General features: G+C 71.2%; 17 protein-coding genes. 7 read left to right on the plus strand and 10 right to left on the minus strand.

Annotated features, from left to right (window positions below):
* The first annotated feature begins 14 nt into the window (after nucleotides 1-14).
* Nucleotides 15-959 carry a LysR family transcriptional regulator gene (locus tag ACFULQ_RS22535; protein ID WP_383546584.1) on the plus strand — a complete coding sequence of 315 codons (945 nt, stop codon included), beginning with the start codon at nucleotides 15-17 and terminating at the stop codon, nucleotides 957-959.
* A gap of 35 nt (nucleotides 960-994) precedes the next feature.
* Entirely contained in the window at nucleotides 995-1,729 is a 735-nt protein-coding gene (locus ACFULQ_RS22540; protein ID WP_383546586.1) for a maleylpyruvate isomerase family mycothiol-dependent enzyme, read from the plus strand.
* A 39-nt stretch (nucleotides 1,730-1,768) separates the two neighbouring features.
* On the opposite strand, the gene ACFULQ_RS22545 is transcribed toward ACFULQ_RS22540, so the two are convergent.
* Nucleotides 1,769-2,149 carry a MarR family winged helix-turn-helix transcriptional regulator gene (locus ACFULQ_RS22545; RefSeq protein WP_383546587.1) on the minus strand — a complete coding sequence of 127 codons (381 nt, stop codon included), beginning with the start codon at nucleotides 2,147-2,149 and terminating at the stop codon, nucleotides 1,769-1,771.
* A gap of 86 nt (nucleotides 2,150-2,235) precedes the next feature.
* Here ACFULQ_RS22545 and ACFULQ_RS22550 point away from each other — a divergent pair, with 86 nt between their 5' ends.
* On the plus strand, nucleotides 2,236-3,723 hold the full coding sequence (locus ACFULQ_RS22550; RefSeq protein WP_383546588.1) for an MFS transporter: 1,488 nt from the start codon (nucleotides 2,236-2,238) through the stop codon (nucleotides 3,721-3,723).
* A gap of 73 nt (nucleotides 3,724-3,796) precedes the next feature.
* Entirely contained in the window at nucleotides 3,797-4,084 is a 288-nt protein-coding gene (locus ACFULQ_RS22555; RefSeq protein ID WP_383546589.1) for a DUF6332 family protein, read from the plus strand.
* Here ACFULQ_RS22555 and ACFULQ_RS22560 read toward each other — a convergent pair.
* From ACFULQ_RS22560 to ACFULQ_RS22570, 3 genes are all read right to left on the minus strand, one after another.
* Nucleotides 4,045-4,710 carry a response regulator gene (locus ACFULQ_RS22560; protein ID WP_383546590.1) on the minus strand — a complete coding sequence of 222 codons (666 nt, stop codon included), beginning with the start codon at nucleotides 4,708-4,710 and terminating at the stop codon, nucleotides 4,045-4,047. The genes ACFULQ_RS22555 and ACFULQ_RS22560 overlap by 40 nt on opposite strands.
* Complete coding sequence (locus ACFULQ_RS22565; RefSeq protein WP_383546592.1) at nucleotides 4,707-5,945, minus strand: sensor histidine kinase; 1,239 nt, start codon at nucleotides 5,943-5,945, stop codon at nucleotides 4,707-4,709. The genes ACFULQ_RS22560 and ACFULQ_RS22565 overlap by 4 nt, the downstream gene beginning before the upstream one ends.
* A 201-nt stretch (nucleotides 5,946-6,146) precedes the next feature.
* Nucleotides 6,147-6,839, minus strand: a complete 693-nt coding sequence (locus tag ACFULQ_RS22570; protein ID WP_383546594.1) for a TetR/AcrR family transcriptional regulator — start codon at nucleotides 6,837-6,839, stop codon at nucleotides 6,147-6,149.
* Between the two features lie 132 nt (nucleotides 6,840-6,971).
* Between ACFULQ_RS22570 and ACFULQ_RS22575 the strand changes: the two genes are divergently transcribed.
* The gene (locus tag ACFULQ_RS22575) at nucleotides 6,972-7,421 is read left to right on the plus strand and encodes a nitroreductase family deazaflavin-dependent oxidoreductase (RefSeq protein WP_383546596.1); all 450 of its coding nucleotides are present in this window, start codon (nucleotides 6,972-6,974) and stop codon (nucleotides 7,419-7,421) included.
* Here ACFULQ_RS22575 and ACFULQ_RS22580 read toward each other — a convergent pair.
* The gene (locus tag ACFULQ_RS22580) at nucleotides 7,411-8,616 is read right to left on the minus strand and encodes a geranylgeranyl reductase family protein (protein WP_383546613.1); all 1,206 of its coding nucleotides are present in this window, start codon (nucleotides 8,614-8,616) and stop codon (nucleotides 7,411-7,413) included. The genes ACFULQ_RS22575 and ACFULQ_RS22580 overlap by 11 nt on opposite strands.
* Before the next feature lie 244 nt (nucleotides 8,617-8,860).
* On the opposite strand from ACFULQ_RS22580, the gene ACFULQ_RS22585 reads away from it, so the two are divergent.
* Nucleotides 8,861-10,219, plus strand: a complete 1,359-nt coding sequence (locus ACFULQ_RS22585; RefSeq protein WP_383546597.1) for a dipeptidase — start codon at nucleotides 8,861-8,863, stop codon at nucleotides 10,217-10,219.
* Between the two features lie 22 nt (nucleotides 10,220-10,241).
* Nucleotides 10,242-10,682 (plus strand): hypothetical protein, encoded by a 441-nt coding sequence (locus ACFULQ_RS22590; RefSeq protein ID WP_383546599.1) that lies wholly within the window; start codon nucleotides 10,242-10,244, stop codon nucleotides 10,680-10,682.
* 434 nt (nucleotides 10,683-11,116) lie between these two features.
* On the opposite strand, the gene ACFULQ_RS22595 is transcribed toward ACFULQ_RS22590, so the two are convergent.
* The 5 genes from ACFULQ_RS22595 to ACFULQ_RS22615 all read right to left on the minus strand — a co-directional run bounded on the left by ACFULQ_RS22595 (nucleotide 11,117) and on the right by ACFULQ_RS22615 (nucleotide 17,191).
* A complete protein-coding gene (locus ACFULQ_RS22595; RefSeq protein ID WP_383546601.1) occupies nucleotides 11,117-12,238 on the minus strand; it encodes an ABC transporter ATP-binding protein in 1,122 nt (373 codons plus the stop codon).
* Nucleotides 12,235-13,311 (minus strand): ABC transporter ATP-binding protein, encoded by a 1,077-nt coding sequence (locus ACFULQ_RS22600; protein ID WP_383546603.1) that lies wholly within the window; start codon nucleotides 13,309-13,311, stop codon nucleotides 12,235-12,237. The genes ACFULQ_RS22595 and ACFULQ_RS22600 overlap by 4 nt, the downstream gene beginning before the upstream one ends.
* Nucleotides 13,312-13,339: 28 nt before the next feature.
* Nucleotides 13,340-14,332, minus strand: coding sequence for an ABC transporter permease (locus ACFULQ_RS22605; RefSeq protein ID WP_383546605.1), 993 nt, complete (start codon nucleotides 14,330-14,332; stop codon nucleotides 13,340-13,342).
* A gap of 86 nt (nucleotides 14,333-14,418) precedes the next feature.
* Nucleotides 14,419-16,086 carry an ABC transporter substrate-binding protein gene (locus tag ACFULQ_RS22610; RefSeq protein WP_383546607.1) on the minus strand — a complete coding sequence of 556 codons (1,668 nt, stop codon included), beginning with the start codon at nucleotides 16,084-16,086 and terminating at the stop codon, nucleotides 14,419-14,421.
* A gap of 76 nt (nucleotides 16,087-16,162) precedes the next feature.
* Complete coding sequence (locus tag ACFULQ_RS22615) at nucleotides 16,163-17,191, minus strand: ABC transporter permease (protein ID WP_383546609.1); 1,029 nt, start codon at nucleotides 17,189-17,191, stop codon at nucleotides 16,163-16,165.
* Between the last annotated feature and the right edge of the window lie 298 nt (nucleotides 17,192-17,489).

Raw genomic sequence — 17,489 nt, forward strand, 5'->3', positions numbered from 1 at the left:
ATAGGCTCACGCATATGAGGGATAGGAACACCAATGGCTCCGGGGAGTCCGGGCAGAGCGCCAGCGCCCCGCTGGACCTGAATCTGCTGCGGACGTTCCTGACAGTTCACCGCACCGGCTCCTTCACCGCCGCCGCCCGGCTTCTGGGCCTGTCCCAGCCCACGGTCACCACCCAGATCCGCTCCCTGGAGCGGCAGTTGGGCCGGGAACTGTTCGAACGCCGGGCGCGGGGCGTGACCCCGGCGCCGTACGCGGACGAGCTCGCCGCCCGGATCGTACGGCCCCTGGACTCGCTGGCCGCGGTCGCCGGGCCCGCCGACGGCGCGGACGACGCCCCGGCCGAGCCGGTGCACCTGGCCGGGCCGGCCGAGCTGCTGTCGCGCTGTGTGCTGCCGGGTCTCGCTCCCCTGGTGGACGCGGGGGTACGGCTGCGCATCACGCCGGGTCTGACCGAGCCGCTCCTGGAGGATCTGCGCGCGGGCCGTCATGACCTGGTGATCGCCACCTTCCGCCCCCGCGGCCGCACCCTGACGGCCCTGCCCCTGAGCGACGAGGAGTTCGTACTGGTCGCCTCCCCCGGCTGGGCGCAGCGGCTCGGCACGCCCGCCCACCTCCAGACCGCGCTGCACGGCGTCCCGCTGGTCGCCTACGCGGAGGACCTGCCCATCGTGCGCCGCTACTGGCGGCACGTGTTCGGCGGACGCCTGGTGCGGCAGCCCGAGGTGACCATGCCCGACCTGAACGCGGTCAAGGCCGCGGTCGCCGGCGGCACCGGATTCACCGTGCTCCCGCGCTACCTGTGCGCCGGGGAGCTGGCGTCGGGGGCGCTGGTCCTGCTCCACGACCCGGACGACCCGCCCATCAACACGAGTTTCCTGGTCCAGCGGCCCGGCACCTCGGGCAACCCGCACGTGGCCAGGGTCCGCGACCACCTGCTGGCGGCGGCCCGGGACTGGTAGTCCCGCGGACCCCGCGGACAGGGCAGACTCGGCCCATGGAGACAGCCGAGTTCATCCGGATCCTGGAGCGGGAAGGCCAGTCGCTCGCGTCGGCCGCCGAGCAGGCGGGGACCGACGCCAAGGTGCCGACCTGCCCCGGGTGGCAGGTGCGGGACCTGCTCAGGCACACGGGGGCGGTGCACCGCTGGGCGACGGCGTTCGTGGCCGAGGGGCACACCGCCTTCCGTCCCGTCCCCGACGAACCCGCCCTGGACGGCGAGGAGTTGCTGGCCTGGTTCCGCACCGGTCACCGCCGCCTGGTCGACACGCTCGACTCCGCGGCACCCGACGTGCGGTGCTGGCACTTCCTGCCCGCCCCCGCACCGCTCGCGTTCTGGGCCAGGCGCCAGGCGCACGAGACGGCCGTGCACCGCTTCGACGCCCAGGCGGCGCGCGGCGGCACCCCCGACGAGCCCGGCCGGGACTTCGCGGCCGACGGCATCGACGAGCTGCTGCGCGGCTTCCACGCCCGCGCGAAGAGCCGGGTCCGCAGCGCCGAGCCCCGGGTCCTACGGGTGCGGGCGAGCGACGCGGACGGCGCGGTGTGGACCGTACGACTGACCGAGGAGCCGCCCGCGACGGAGTACGGCGAGGAGGGGGCCGCCCACTGCGAGGTGTCCGGGCCGGCGGCGGATCTGTATCTGGCGCTGTGGAACCGGCTGCCGTTCCCCCGCGTGACCGGGGACGCCTCGGTCGCCCAGCTGTGGCGTGAGCGCTCCGCGGTCGGCTGAGAAGACCAGGGGCCAGGATGGCCAGCAGGACCAGGAGGCCTAGGAGGGCTCCAACATCCTTGTGAGGACCGCGCGTTGCACGGGAAGGGCGTCGCCGTGCAGCGCGCGGCCCTTCGGCGTGAGCGACACCCGGACGCCCCGCCGGTCCTCCGCGCACATCCCGCGTTCGACGAGACCGTCCTTCTCCAGGCGGGCGACCAGCCGGGACAGCGCGCTCTGGCTGAGATGGACGCGCTCGGAGATCTCCTGGACGCGGTAGGCGCAGCCGCCGTCGGCCAGCACGTCCAGCACCTCGAAGTCACTGGCGCACAGGCCGTGCCGGTGCAGCGCGCGGTCCAGTTCGCACTGCGTGCGCGCGTGCAAGGCCAGGATGTCCCGCCACTGCTCCGCCAGCGCCTGTTCGGGCTTCTTCGCCACCATGCGCGGCACCGTAGCAGAGAAAGAGGATTATTGCATCGGAATTAAATGCGTTTGCATTCGATGCATACGCATGTAGTGTCGTCGGCATGACCTCTCCGCTCACCACCCCCGCGGACCCGTCCTCCACGGTCCGCTGGACTCCCCGGCTCTGGGGCACCCTGCTGGTGCTGTGCGCCGCGATGTTCCTGGACGCGCTGGACGTGTCGATGGTCGGCGTCGCGCTCCCGTCGATCGGCGCCGACCTGGACCTCTCCACCTCGACGCTGCAATGGATCGTCAGCGGCTACATCCTCGGCTACGGCGGCCTCCTGCTGCTGGGCGGCCGGGCCGCCGACCTGCTCGGCCGCCGTCAGGTCTTCCTGGTGGCCCTCGGCGTCTTCGCCGTCGCCTCGCTGCTCGGCGGCCTCGTCGACTCGGGTCCGCTGCTGATCGCCAGCCGGTTCATCAAGGGCCTGAGCGCGGCCTTCACCGCGCCCGCGGGCCTGTCCATCATCACCACGACGTTCCCCGAGGGCCCGCTGCGCAACCGCGCGCTCTCCATCTACACCACCTGCGCCGCCACCGGCTTCTCCATGGGCCTGGTGCTCTCCGGACTGCTCACCGAGGCCAGTTGGCGCCTGACCATGCTGCTGCCCGCGCCGATCGCGCTCCTCGCCCTGGTCGCGGGCCTGAAGCTGCTGCCGCGCAGCGCCCGGGAGAAGGACCACAACGGCTACGACGTCCCCGGCGCCGTCCTCGGCACCGCCTCGATGCTGCTGCTGGTCTTCACCGTCGTCCAGGCCCCGGAGTCCGGCTGGGCCTCCGCCCGCACACTGCTGTCCTTCCTCGCCGTGGCCGTCCTGCTGAGCGTGTTCGTCCTGGTCGAGCGGCGCTCCCCGGGCCCGCTGATCCGGCTCGGGGTGCTGCGCTCCGGCACCCAGATCCGTGCCCAGCTGGGCGCCATGGCCTTCTTCGGCTCGTACGTGGGCTTCCAGTTCCTGGTGACCCTGTACATGCAGTCGCTGCTCGGCTGGTCGGCGCTGCACACCGCGCTCGCCTTCCTGCCCGCGGGCGCGCTGGTGGCGATCTCCTCGACGAAGGTCGGCTCGATCGTCGACCGGTTCGGCACCCACCGGCTGATCCCGGCGGGCTTCGCACTGATGGTCGTCGGGTACGCGCTGTTCCTGGGCGTCGACCTCCACCCCGCCTACGCCGCCGCGATCCTGCCGTCGATGCTGCTCATCGGCGCCGCCTGCGCGCTGGTCTTCCCCTCGCTCAACATCCAGGCCACCAACGGCGTCGAGGACCACGAGCAGGGCATGGTCTCCGGGCTGCTCAACACCTCGGTCCAGGTCGGCGGCGCGATCTTCCTGGCTGTCGTGACCGCCGTGGTGACCGCGGGTGCCCCCGAGCACGCCACCCCGCAGGCCGTCCTCGACAGCTACCGCCCCGGACTGATCGTGGTGACCGCCGTCGCCGCGGCCGGGCTGCTGATCACGCTCACCGGAGCGCGCACCGCACGCCGGCCGCAGCAGACCGTCGTGGTCGCCAAGTCCACCGTGCGGGAGGCGGAGCGCGTCACCGTACGCGACTAGGGGGACGCCTCCGACACCGTGTGCCCGGCGGAGCCTGCTTGCTCCGCCGGGCACACGGCTGGAGACTTCGAGGATGGAGACGTACGGGGGACGCCGGAGCCAGGCGGAGCGGGACGCCATCACCGTCGAGATCGGATACGCGCTGTGCAGCGCGCTGTTCGCGGCGGCAGTGCTGTTCGGGGCGGTGGCGGGACCGGCCCTGCTGTTCGAACTGCCCGGCACGGTCGAGAAGTTGCTGCTCCGCGTCGGGCTCACCCTCGCGCCCCTGCTCTTCGTGGCCCGGGTGGTCAGCGTGCTGGTGCGGTTCCGCCAGGACGGCGCTCAGCCCAGCCAGCCCGGCCGCACCAACCCCGACTCGTAGGCCAGCACCACCAGTTGGGCGCGGTCACGGGCACCGAGCTTGACCATGGTGCGGCTGACATGGGTCTTCGCCGTGAGAGGGCTGACGACCAGGCGCCGGGCGATCTCCTCGTTGGACAGGCCGATGCCGACCAGGGCCATCACCTCCCGCTCCCGCTCGGTGAGTTCGGCGAGGGCGCCCTCGGCCGCGGGCTCCTTGGAGCGGGCCGCGAACTCGGCGATGAGCCGGCGGGTCACGCCCGGGGAGAGCAGGGCGTCCCCGTCGACCACCGCCCTCACGGCACGCAGGAGTTCCTCCGGTTCGGTGTCCTTGACGAGGAAGCCGGAGGCACCGGACCGGATCGCCTCGAAGACGTACTCGTCGAGTTCGAAGGTGGTCAGCATGACCACCCGCACCTCGCTCAGGTCGGTGTCCCCCGTGATGCGCCGGGTCGCGGCGAGGCCGTCCAGCAGCGGCATCCTGATGTCCATCAGGACGATGTCCGGCCGCAGTTCACGCACCTTGCGCACCGCCTCCTCGCCGTCGGAGGCCTCCCCGGCCACCTCGATGTCCGGCTGGGCGTCGAGCAGCGCCCGGAAACCGGCCCGCACCAGCGACTGGTCGTCGGCGAGCAGTACGCGGATCACCGGTCGTCCTCCTTGGCCTTCACCCTGAGCGGCAGTACGGCGAGCACCCGGAACCCTCCGTCGGGACGCGGGCCCGCCTCGATCGTGCCACCGAGGGCCGCGGCCCGCTCCCGCATTCCGGCCAGACCGTTTCCGCTGCCGCCCGCGTCGGCGCCGGTCGCGGGCCCGTCGTCGTCGATACGGAGCCGTAGTGCGTCCTTGTCGTGATCGAGCCGCACACGCGCGTGCCGCGATCCCGAGTGCCGTACGACATTGGTGAGCGCCTCCTGGACGATCCGGAAGGCGGCGAGGTCCGCGCCGGGCGGCAGGGGCGGCGGCGCTCCCGCCACCTCGACGGTGAGGCCCGCGTCCGCGGCCTGGGACGTCAGCTCGGGGAGCCGGTCGAGCCCCGGAGCGGGGGCACGGGGTGCGTCGCCCGGGGTGCGCAGGGTGTCCAGGACCTGGCGGACCTCGCCGAGCGCCTCCTTGCTCGCGGCCTTGATCGTGGTGAGCGCGGTGCGGGCCTGTTCAGGGTCCGAGTCGAGGAGGGCGAGGCCCACGCCCGCCTGGACGTTGATCACGGAGATGCTGTGCGCGAGGACGTCGTGGAGTTCGCGGGCGATCCGCAGCCGTTCCTCGTCGGCGCGGCGCCGGGCGGCCCGGGCGCGTTCGGCGCGGTCCCGGGCCCACTGTTCGCGCCGGGTACGGGCCAGCTCCGACACCGCGACGATCGCGAGCACCCAGGCCGCGATCACGCCCTCCTGTCCCCAGGGGGCGGCCGGGTCATCGGCCGGCGGCAGCCACCGGTACAGCCAGTGGGCGACCAGGACGTGTCCGGCCCAGAGCATCCCGAGCGCGGTCCAGGCGGCCTTGCGGTGTCCGGCCACGACGGCGCTGAAGCAGGCGAGGGCGACGGTGAGGAAGACGGGCCCGTACGGATACCCGGCGCCCAGGTACAGCATGGCGGCGAGCGCGGTCCCGAACACGACGAGCACCGGCCGCCGGTGCCGCCACAGCAGCAGCCCCGAGCCGACGACCAGCAGCACCCGGGCGAACACGTCGAGCGGCGCCCGGTCTCCGACCTGCTGGTGGGCCGCGTAGTTGGACCCGCCGAGCACGAAGAGAGTCAGCAGCAGGGTGGACACCCACGGCCACCGGCCGCCCTGCCCCTCGTCCCCGAGCCGCTGCCACCACGCCGGTCCACGCCACCCCCGCCTCGGCGAACCACCCCCGCGCATGCCCCGCACACCGTCCATGACAGCCACGCTAGGGCCCCGGACCGGCCCGGGCGTCCTCTGCGCGGGGTGATCACCCGTACTCCCGGCGAAGTACGAGGGTGGCGGCGCGTATGGGGGCGGCGGCGCGTATGAGGGCAGCGGCGCGTACGAGGGTGGCGGCGCGTATGGGGGCGGCGGCGCGTACGAGGGTGGCGGCGCGCCCCGGTCCGCCCGGGACCGCTACCGCAGCCCCACCCCCCGCCCGAGCTGCCGTACCGCATGTCGGAAGAACGGTTCGCGGTCCTCCACGACCCGGTTGAACTGCCCGAAGAGTTCGAAGCCGACCAGGCCGAAGAGCTGGGCCCAGGCCACCACCAGGGCCGCGGCCACCGGGGACGGCAGGTCCGGGGCGAGGTCGGCGGCGATGCGGTCGCTCTCGGCTCGCAGGTCCTCGGGCACCGGGGGCAGCTCGGCCAGGCCCCCCGGGCTGTCGTGGGCGTCACGGACGACGCCGACCAGGAGGAGGCCGACGCGGGAGGCGGCCGGGACGGTGGTCTGCGGTGCGACGTAACCCGGGACGGGCGAGCCGTAGATCAGGGCGTACTCGTGCGGATGGGTCAGCGCCCACCGGCGGACCCCCTCGCACGACGTCACCCAGCGCTCCAGCGGTCCGGCGCCCGCGACGGCCTCGTGCGCCCGCTCCACGCTCTCCCCCAGCGAGTCGTACGCGTCGATGATCAGCGCGGTGAGCAGGTCGTCGCGGCTCGGGAAGTAGCGGTACAGCGCCGAGGAGACCATCCCCAGCTCACGTGCCACGGCGCGCAGCGAGAGCTTCGCCGCGCCCTCCGCCGCGAGTTGCCGGCGCGCCTCGTCCTTGATGGCTGCGGTGACTTCGATCCGGGCGCGGGCCCGGGCGCCCTGTGCGGTGCTCATACGGGTCAGTGTTCCACAGGAAAGAGAGCAGTGCACACATTCGAGAGCACTGCTCTTGCTCCGGGGTGCCGGACCGTGCAGACTGGTACCACCGAAAGCGAGAGCACCGCTCTCTCAAACAATGGGGATGCCATGTCCACGCACGTCCAGAAGCCCGGTTGGTTCACGGTCAACGTCTTCAACCGCCTGGTGGCCTGGCTCACCCGCCGTGGCCTCAGCGTCTGGGGTTCCCGGGTCCTGGCGGTCCGCGGCCGCAAGAGCGGCGAGTGGCGGACCACCCCGGTGAACCTGCTGACGGTGGACGGCCGGCAGTACCTGGTGGCGCCGCGCGGCCATGTCCAGTGGACGCACAACATGCGCGCGGCCGGCGGCGGCGAACTGCACCTCGGCAAACACGTGGAGACCTTCACCGCGACCGAGGTGGGCGACGACGACAAGGTCCCGCTCCTGCGCGCCTACCTCAAGCGCTGGAAGGCCGAGGTCGGCGTCTTCTTCAAGGGGGTCGGCCCCGACTCCCCCGACGCCGACCTGCGCCGCATCGCGCCCGACCACCCCGTCTTCCGCATCACGGTCAAGAGCTGACCTCGCCGCCCTCGGGGGCTCCGGTGGGACGCGGGTCCAGCGCCGCCAGGGCCCGCTGGGCCATCGGCCGGCCCCGGACCAGCTCGCCCAGCGAGGTCGCGCCCTGGGTGATCTCCTTGAACGCGTTCCACGCGGGCCGGAACCCCGTCAGCGCCGCGTGGAAGAGGCCGGGGCGGCGCTCGAACGCGGTCAGCATCCGCTTGCCGACGCTCATCTCGACGCCGAGCCCCGCCTTGATGGCGAACGCGTAGTTCAGCGCCTGGCGCCGGGTGTCGACCGCGTCATGGGCCTCCGCGATCCGTACCGCCCACTCCCCCGCGAGCCGTCCGGAGCGCAGCGCGAAGGAGATGCCCTCGCGGGTCCAGGGCTCCAGGAGCCCCGCCGCGTCCCCGCACACCAGCACCCGCCCGCGCGAGAGCGGCGAGTCGTCGGCACGGCAGCGGGTCAAGTGGCCGGAGGAGATGCTGGGTTCGAACCCGGCGAGGCCGAGCCGCCCGACGAAGTCCTCCAAGTACCGCTTGGTGGCCGCGCCTTCACCGCGCGCGGAGATCACGCCGACCGTCAGGGTGTCCCCCTTCGGGAAGACCCAGCCGTAACTGCCGGGCATCGGGCCCCAGTCGATGAGCACCCGCCCCTTCCAGTCCTCGGCGACGGTCTCCGGCACCGGGATCTCCGCCTCCAGGCCGAGGTCGACCTGGTCGAGCTTGACCCCGACATGCGCTCCTATCCGGCTGGCGCTGCCGTCGGCCCCGACGACCGCCCGCGCGAGCAGGGTCTCGCCGCCCTGGAGCACCACGGCGACCGTGCGCCGGTCGGGCACCGCCGAGCCGTGCTGCTCGACGCGCTGCACGGTGACGCCGGTGCGCAGCTCGGCGCCCGCCTTCTGGGCGTGCTCGACGAGCTGCTGGTCGAACTCGGGCCGGTTGATCAGCCCGAACAGCATCTGCTTGGAGCGCCGGGTGCGGGTGAAGCGGCCGTTGTTCGAGAAGGTGACCGCGTGCACCTTGTCCCGGAAGGGAAGTTCGAAGCCGGGCGGCAGCGCGTCCCGCGAAGGTCCGATGATGCCGCCGCCGCACGTCTTGTACCGCGGCAGCTCGGCCTTCTCCAGCAACAGCACACGCCGTCCCGTGACCGCCGCCGCGTAGGCGGCCGAGGCGCCCGCGGGTCCCGCGCCCACCACGACGACGTCCCACACCCGCTGCGCGTCGTCGCGCGCGCCGTCCGCCGCAGAGTCGTCCGCCGAGGGACCTGCTGTCGAAGCGCCGTCCGCCGAAGGGTCGCCCGCCGAAGAGTTCTCGCTGCTCACGATGGTCTACTGCTCCTGATCAAGCCGCTGCCGCACCTGTCTCCCGCATCCTACGGCGGGGCCGCCCGCAGACCACTGTGGGAGGATCTACGGCACTCACTGCTACAACGTCGCACCCACAAGGAGCGTGCCCATGTCGTCGAATCCGGTCGCCGAGACCGTCGCCTCCCTGATGCCGAGGGCGCGGGCGGAACTCACCGAACTGGTGGCGTTCCGGTCGGTGGCGGACTTCGACCAGTTCCCGAGGAGCGAGAGCGAGGGCGCCGCCCGCTGGGTCGCGGACGCGCTCACCGCCGAGGGTTTCCAGGACGTAGCTCTGCTCGACACCCCCGACGGCACGCAGTCGGTCTACGGCTACCTGCCCGGCCCGGCCGGCGCGAAGACCGTCCTGCTCTACGCCCACTACGACGTGCAGCCCCCGCTGGACGAGGCGGGCTGGCAGACCCCGCCCTTCGAGCTCACCGAGCGGGAGGACGGCCGCTGGTACGGGCGCGGGGCCGCCGACTGCAAGGGCGGTGTGATCATGCACCTGCTCGCGCTGCGCGCCCTCAAGGCCGACGGCGGGATCCCGGTGCACGTCAAGTTCATCGCCGAGGGCTCGGAGGAGCAGGGCACGGGCGGCCTGGAGCGGTACGCCGAGGCGCACCCCGCGCTCCTGGAGGCGGACTCCGTCGTCATCGGCGACGCGGGCAACTTCCGCACCGGCCTGCCGACGGTCACCGCGACCCTGCGCGGCATGACCATGATGCGGGTCAGGATCGACACCCTGGAGGGCAACCTCCACTCGGGCCAGTTCGGCGGCGCCGCCCCCGACGCGCTGTCCGCGCTGATCCGCGTCCTGGACTCGCTGCGTGCGGAGGACGGCTCCACCACGATCGACGGCCTCGTCCCGGACGCGTCCTGGGAGGGCCTCCAGTACGAGGAGGAGCAGTTCCGCAAGGACGCCAAGGTCCTGGACGGCGTCGAGCTGATCGGCGAGGGCACGGTCGCCGACCGCATCTGGGCCCGACCGGCCGTCACGGTCCTCGGCATCGACGCCCCGCCCGTGGTCGGCGCCACCCCGTCCGTGCAGGCGAGCGCCCGTGCGCTGGTCAGCCTGCGGGTGCCGCCGGGCATCGACGCGGCCGAGGCGAACAAGCTGCTCCAGGCCCACATCGAGGCGCACACGCCGTGGGGCGCCCGGGTCAGCATCGAACAGATCGGCCAGGGCCAGCCGTTCAGCGCGGACACCACCAGCCCGGCGTACGCGGCGATGGCCGAGGCGATGGCGGTGGCCTACCCGGGCCAGGAGATGCAGTACGCCGGCCAGGGCGGCTCGATCCCCCTGTGCAACACCCTCGCGGCGCTCTACCCGCACGCCGAGATCCTCCTCATCGGCCTGAGCGAGCCGGCGGCCCAGATCCACGCGGTGAACGAGAGCGTGTCCCCCCAGGAACTGGAGCGCCTGTCGGTGGCGGAGGCCCTGTTCCTGCGCAACTACGCGGCGAGCTGATCCGGGAGGCGATCCTGGAGGCATGACGTCCCCCGAGCGCCTCACCACCCACGCCGACCTCGCCACCACCTTCGCGCTCCTGAGCGACGGCGACCTCGCGGAGCTCGTGGCGTCCGGTACGCCCGCCGGTACCGGTATCGGCGGGCGGGCGGTGCTGTTGGAGGTGGACGGGGTGCGGGTGTTCGTGAAGCGGGTACCGCTCACCGACACCGAACTCCGCCCGCACCACGTCCGCTCCACCGCGAACCTCTTCGACCTGCCGGTCCACGGCCACTACGGCATCGGCGCGATCGGCAGCCCCGGCTTCGGAGCCTGGCGCGAGCTGGCCACGCACGAGATGACGACGAACTGGGTCCGCTCGGGCCGTTTCCCGGGGAACTCGCTGATGGGGAGCGGGCCGTGGCCTACTGGGGTGGCGGACGTGAACGCCTCGAAGCTCTGCGTACCGCGTCCGCGAGCCTGACCCTGTTCCTGGAGTACGTGCCGCGCACCCTCCACGACTGGTTCCACGACCAACTCCGCAGGGGCGACGCCGACGCGGCCTGCGCGCTCGTGGAGCAGGGTCTCGACTCTGTCACCGGATTCCTCCGGGAGCAGCGACTCATCCATTTCGACGCCCACTTCGGCAACATCCTCAGCGACGGCCGCCGACTCCACCTGACCGACTTCGGCCTGTCCCTGTCCGGCCGCTTCCGACTCGACCCGCAGGCGCGTGACTTCTTCGACCGGCACCGCGCCTACGCCTTCTCGTGCCTCGTCCACTGTCTGGTCGTCGACCAGGACGGCCTCGGCCGGGACGAACGCGAGGAGTTCATACGCGCGTGCGCCGACGGGAGGGGCCCCAGGGGATCCCCGGAGCCGCTGCCCTCATCTCACGTGCAGGCTCACCCCCTACCCTCACGAGGAGGCGGGCGCGCTGTCCCCCGGGGCCGTCAGTGCCGGGTCCAGCACGATGTCCTCGGCGCGGGCCTCGACGCTCGGCTCCTCCGGGAAGTGACAGGCCGTCAAGTGGCCCTCCGCGTTGCCTCCCAGCCGCACCAGCGGCGGCTCCTCGCGCGCGCACCGCTCCTGCGCCTTCCAGCAGCGGGTGCGGAAGCGGCAGCCCGACGGCGGGTCGACCGGTGAGGGCACGTCCCCGGCGAGCCGGATGCGCTCGCGTCGCCGTACGGCGTCCGGGTCGGCCTCGGGCACCGCGGACAGCAGCGCGTGGGTGTAGGGGTGCCGGGGCCCGGTGTACAGCGTCTGCCGGTCGGCGACCTCGACGATCTTGCCGAGGTACATCACCGCGACCCGCTCGCAGAAGTGCCGTACGACGGCGAGGTCGTGGGCGATGAAGACGAACGCGATGCCGAACTCCCGCTGGAGATCCTGGAGCAGGTTGACGATCTGCGCCTGGATGGACACGTCCAGCGCGGAGACCGGCTCGTCGGCCACGATGAGCTTGGGCCGCAGGGCGAGGGCGCGGGCGATCCCGATGCGCTGGCGCTGACCGCCGGAGAACTCGTTCGGGTAGCGGTTGTAGTGCTCGGGGTTGAGGCCGACGGTCTCCAGGAGGTCCTGAGCGCGCTTCTTGTGGCCCTGCGGCGGGTTGATGTCGTTGAGCCGCATCGGCGTCTCCACGATCGTGCCGACCGTGTGCCGGGGGTTCAGCGACGAGTACGGGTCCTGGAAGATCATCTGGAGGTTGCGGCGGGCCTCCTTCAGCCGGTTCTCCGGGCTGTGCGTGATGTCCTCGCCGTCGAAGCTCACCTTCCCGGCCGTGGGTTCCAGCAGCCGGGTGATGAGCCGGCCCGTCGTCGACTTGCCGCAGCCGGACTCGCCGACCAGGCCGAGCGACTGTCCGGCGCCGACCGTGAAGTCGATGCCGTCCACGGCGTGCACGGCCCCGATCTGCCGCTGGAAGACGATGCCGCGGCGGATCGGGAAGTGCTTGGTGAGACCGGTGACTTCGAGCAGCTGCTCCCCGGTGGCCGGCTGGGTGGTGCTCACGGGCTGCTCCTGTTCGTCCGCCGCGGTCACTGCGCGGCCCCCGGAGCCGTACGGACGCGGATCTCCTGCCGGGTCTGAGGGGTGAGGTGGCAGGCGGCGAGGTGCCTTCCGGTGCCGGTGACGGCCACCAGCTCGGGCCGGTCGACCGCACAACGCCCCTCGGGCACCCAGCCCTTGTAGGTGCAGCGGGGGTGGAAGGCGCAGCCGCCGGGCGGGTTGATGAGGCTCGGCGGGGAGCCGGCGATCGGGTTCAGCCGTCGCTCGACGTCACCGGTGATCTGCGGCATGGACTCCAACAGGCCCCAGGTGTAGGGGTGCTGGGGCTCCTTGAGCACGTCGTGGACGGTGCCGTACTCGATGCGGCGGCCGCCGTACATCACCAGGATGTCGTCGGCGATGTCGGCCACCACCCCGAGGTCGTGGGTGATGAGGATGACCGCGGAGCCGAACTCCTCCTGGAGATCGCGGATCAGGTCCAGGATCTGCGCCTGGACGGTGACGTCCAGGGCGGTCGTCGGCTCGTCGGCGATGAGCAGTTCGGGGTCGCAGACCAGCGCCATGGCGATCATGGCGCGCTGCCGCATGCCGCCGGAGAACTGGTGGGGGTAGTCCCGCACCCGGCGTTCGGGCTGCGGGATGCCGACCCGCTTCAGCATCTCCACGGCCCGCTCCCTGGCCTCCTTCCGGGAGACCTTGTGATGGACCCGGTAGGCCTCGGCGATCTGCGCGCCGACGGTGAAGTAGGGGTGCAGCGCGGACAGCGGGTCCTGGAAGATCATCGAGACGGTACGGCCGCGCAGGGCGCGCATCTCGTGCTCGGGCAGAGCGACCAACTCCCTGCCGTCCAGCAGGATCTCGCCGGAGACCTCGGCACGTGTGCCCTTGTGCAGCCCGAGCAGGGCCAGCGAGGTGACCGACTTCCCCGAGCCGGACTCGCCGACGATGCCGAGGGTGCTGCCCTTCTCCAGGGAGAAGGAGACGCCGTCGACGGACTTGACGGTCCCGTCCTCGGTGGGGAAGTGCACACGCAGGTCCCGTACGTCGAGGAAGGGGGCGGCCCCGGGATCGGCGGCCGCCGGTTGCGGTGAGGTCAGGAGGGACACGGGGTTTCCTTGCTGCGGTGTGAGGGGCTCAGGCGAGGCGGACGCGGGGGTCGACGAGGCCGTAGACCACGTCGACGACCACGTTGGCGAGTACGACGAAGGTGGCCGCGAAGAGCGTGGTGCCGAGGATGACCGGCAGGTCGGAGTTCTGCACCGAGTCGACCGCGAGCTTGCCGATGCCGTTGATGCCGAACACCGACTCGGTGATGACCGCGGAGCCGCCGATCAGCGAGCCGACGTCCATGCCGAAGATGGTGATGATCGGGGTGATCGCGGCCCGCAGGCCGTGCTTGAGGACGACTCGGTTGCTGGACAGGCCCTTGGCGCGGGCGGTGCGCATGTAGTCCTCGGCGAAGACCTCCAGCATGGAGGAGCGGGTGAGCCGGGTGTACAGCGCGAGGTAGACGATGACCAGGGTGACCCACGGCAGGATCAGTCCCTGGAACCAGGCGCTCGGGTCCTGGGTGATCGGGGTGTAGCCGGAGGCGGGCAGGATCTGCCACTTGTCGACGAACAGGTAGAGCAGCAGCAGTCCGACGAAGTAGATCTGCACGGAGACACCGAGCAGGGCGAGTCCGACCGCCGCCTTGTCGGCTGCCCTACCCCGGCGGACGGCGGCGACCGTGCCGAGGCCGACGCCCAGGATCAGGAAGAACACCGCGGCGCCGAGACCGAGCGAGAGGTCCGCGGGGAAGTCGTCCAGCAGGGTGGTAAGGACCGGGGTGTCGGTCTGGAAGGAGATCCCGAGGCAGGGGGCGGCACAGTGGATGTGCACGCTCTCGTCGCCGTAGTCCCGGCCGACGAAGAGCCCCTTGAAGAACTCCCAGAACTGCTTGAGGAAGGTCTGGTCGAGCCCGAGCGAATGCTTGATCTCGGCCAGCCGGGACGGCGAGCAGGTCTTGCCGCAGGCCAGAAGGGCGGGGTCGGACGGCAGCGCGAAGAAGATCACGAAGGTGATCACGGTGATCACCAGCAGGATCGCGGCCGCTGCCAGCAGGCGCCGGATGAGGTAACGAAGCATGTCGTGCTGGACCCTGACGTGAGAGGGGGAGCCCGCCGGCCGGGGACCGCCGGCGGGCCGAGGAGGGATGCGTCAGCTGGTGGGGGTCAGCTCTTGACGTAGGCGTGGACCAGGCTGGGCTCGGCGAGGATGGGGTCGGGGATGATCCCGCCGACCTTGGAGCCGCCCAGTTCGCTGAAGTTCATGTACATCAGCGGGACCACGGCCGCGTCCTTCATGATCTGCTCGTCCAGGGCGCCGTAGGCGGCGTCGGCCTGCTTGACGTCGGTCATCTTGGCGATCTTGTCGATCTGCGCGTTGACCGCCGGGTCGTTCAGGTACGACAGGTCCTGGTTGGACTGGGGCAGCTTCGCGATCTGCCGTCCGTCGAACAGCACGGGCAGCACGGTCGAGGCGTTCGGCCAGTCCGCGATCCAGTCGCCCCAGGTCAGGTCGTACTGGTTCTTCACGTTGTCGATGGTGCTGAAGTAGTTCGCCGCGTCGATCGGGGTGATGTTCACGGTGATGCCGATGGCGCCGAGCGAGGTCTTCACCGCGTCCGCGAAGTGCTCCTCGGTCGTGGTGTTCTCCACCGCCAGCGACATGGTGAGCTTGGGGTTGCCGGCCTGCTTCATCAGCGCCTTGGCCTTGGTGGCGTCCCCCGCGGGGTTGCTGCTGTAGAGGTTGAACTTCTGGTAGCCGCCGATGCCCGGGCTGAGCATGGTGCTCGCGTAGTCGCCGTACGCCGAACCGCCGAACGCGCCGCGGACGGTGGTCTTGTCGATCGCGTCCTCGATGGCCTGGCGGACCTTCAGGTCCTTGACCCGGGTGGTGTTGATGGCCAGGTAGTTGATGCCCGGGGCCGGGATCTTGTAGAGGCGCGACTTCAGCGAGGGGTCACTGGAGATCGTCGTCAGGTCGGAGCCCGCGATCGGCCACTGCATGATCGAGGTCTGGGCGGTTCCGGCGTCGGACTTGATCTGCTGGTCGATCGCCGACTGGTCCTGGCCGAGCTTCACGTCGATCTCGTTGACGTTCTGCTGCCGGATCGGGTCGGTCGACTGCTTCCAGTGGGTGTTCTTGACGAGGACGAGCTCCTTGTTCTTGGTGTACGACTTGATCATGTACGGCCCGTCGGACCAGAGATGCGTGTCGTAGGTGGCACCGGTGTCGTGGGCCTTGGGCACTCCCGACCAACCCGGCATCGCGGTCGTCTGGTTGAAGTCGGCGACGGGCTGGTTGAGCTGGAAGACGACGGTGGACGCGTCCGGCGTCTGGATGGAGGCGAGTTCCTTGCCCTTGTAGGGGCCCTTGTAGGAGGAGCCGCCGACCAGCCACTGACTGGCGTACGGCGGACCGCCGTTGATGTCGGGCGAGAAGGTCCGCTCGACGCCGTACTTGACGTCCTGCGCGGTGACCGCCGTGCCGTCCTGCCAGGTGACGCCCTTGCGCAGGTGGAAGGTCCACACCGTGTCGTTCTTGCTGGGCGTTCCGGTGTCGGTGGCCAGGTCTCCGACGAGCTTGGGCTGGGAGCCGGTCTCGTCCCAGGCGGTCAGGGTGCGCACGAGTTCCTGGTCCATGCTCGAACCCTCGGTCGTGTAGACGCGCTGGGGGTCGAGGTGGTCGAAGTCGGCGTGGTCCAGGACGGTCAGGGTGCCGCCCTTGGTCGGGGAGCCGCTCCCGGTGGTGCTGGAGGAGCCTCCGCATGCGGTGGCCCCCAGGGCGATCGCCACGGCGGTGGCCGCGAGCGCGATCGAGCGCCTTCTGCGCGTCATGGGGTAACACTCCGTTCTTGTACGGCTCGGCGGGACCCGAGTGGGGCCGTGTGCGCCGGTGTTGAGGGGGACCGCGTCAGCCGCGTGCCGCGCGGGGATCCAGGGCGTCCCGGACGCCGTCACCGAGGAGGTTCAGCGCCAGGACGAGAATCAGCAGCAGGACTCCGGGGACGAACAGGTACATGGGGTCCTGAAGGAAGAACTGGGAGGCGTCCGAAAGGAGCGCCCCCCAGTCCGGGTTGGGCGGGATGACGCCCACGCCGAGGTAGGACAGGGCCGCTTCGGTGGTGATGTTCTGCGGGACGGCGAGCGCGAAGGAGATCAGCACCGGGGCCCACAGGTTGGGCAGCAGTTGCCGGAAGAGGATGTGCCACTTCCCGGCGCTCATGATCCTCGCGGCGTCGACGAACTCCCGCTCGCGCAGCGACAGGACCTGTCCGCGCACCAGCCGGGCGGTGTAGGCCCAGGCGAACACCGCGATGTTCAGGACGAGGACCAGCAGCCGGAGGTTCTCGTCGGTGCCGCCGTGACTGTTGGTCTGCATCGCGTTCTGGATGACCGGGGTCAGCGCGATGATGAACAGCAGCTGCGGGAAGGCCAGCATCACGTCCATGATCCGCGACAGCACGGAGTCGACCCAGCCGCCGGAGTACCCGGCCGCGAGGCCGGCCACGACACCCACGACGGTGGACAGGAGCGCCGAGGCGAAGCCGACGAAGAGCGAGGTGCGCAGGCCGTAGACGATCCGGGCGAACAGGTCGTAGCCGGTGCCCGGTTCGACGCCCAGCAGATGGGTGAGGCCGATGCCGCCCAGCGAGCCGCGCGGGAAGTTGCCGGTGTCCGGGTCGATCGCCTTGCCGTCGGGGGTGATCGGTCCCCAGCCGGTGATCGCGGTCAGGACCGGCGCCAGCAGCGCGATCAGGATGAAGAGCACCGTGATCACGAACGCGGCCATGGTGACCTTGTCCCGTCTGATGCGCTGCCAGGCCATGCGCGCGGGCGAGCGCCCGGTGATGGCCGTGGCGCCGCTCAGCGGCTCCGGCGAGGGTTCGCCGACCGCCGGGGTGGCGCCGGTGGCGGGCATCGGCTGCTGTTGCGTCGTCATCGTGCGGACGTCCCGGGTATGTGCTGAAACTGGCGCGGGGGTCTCGTCATGAGGCCGTCCCCTGAAGAAATGGCGTCGGTCGCCGGCCGTTGTCGGCGCCGTGAGCTGAGCGGGACTGTCGCAACACGCCCGGAGACCGGTCAAGACGGAAAATGACCGATAAGCGGATTGTTTGCGCTCGTTGCCAAAGGTTGACGAGGGCGGGGCCTGCCGTTAGCTCTGACATGGAGGTGTCGCGACGATTCCCTTGACGGCTTCTCGCACTCCGCTTGCCTGATCCGAACATCACCTCGAACAC

This window comes from Streptomyces sp. NPDC057253 (genome assembly GCF_042669125.1).
Lineage (GTDB): Bacteria > Actinomycetota > Actinomycetes > Streptomycetales > Streptomycetaceae > Streptomyces.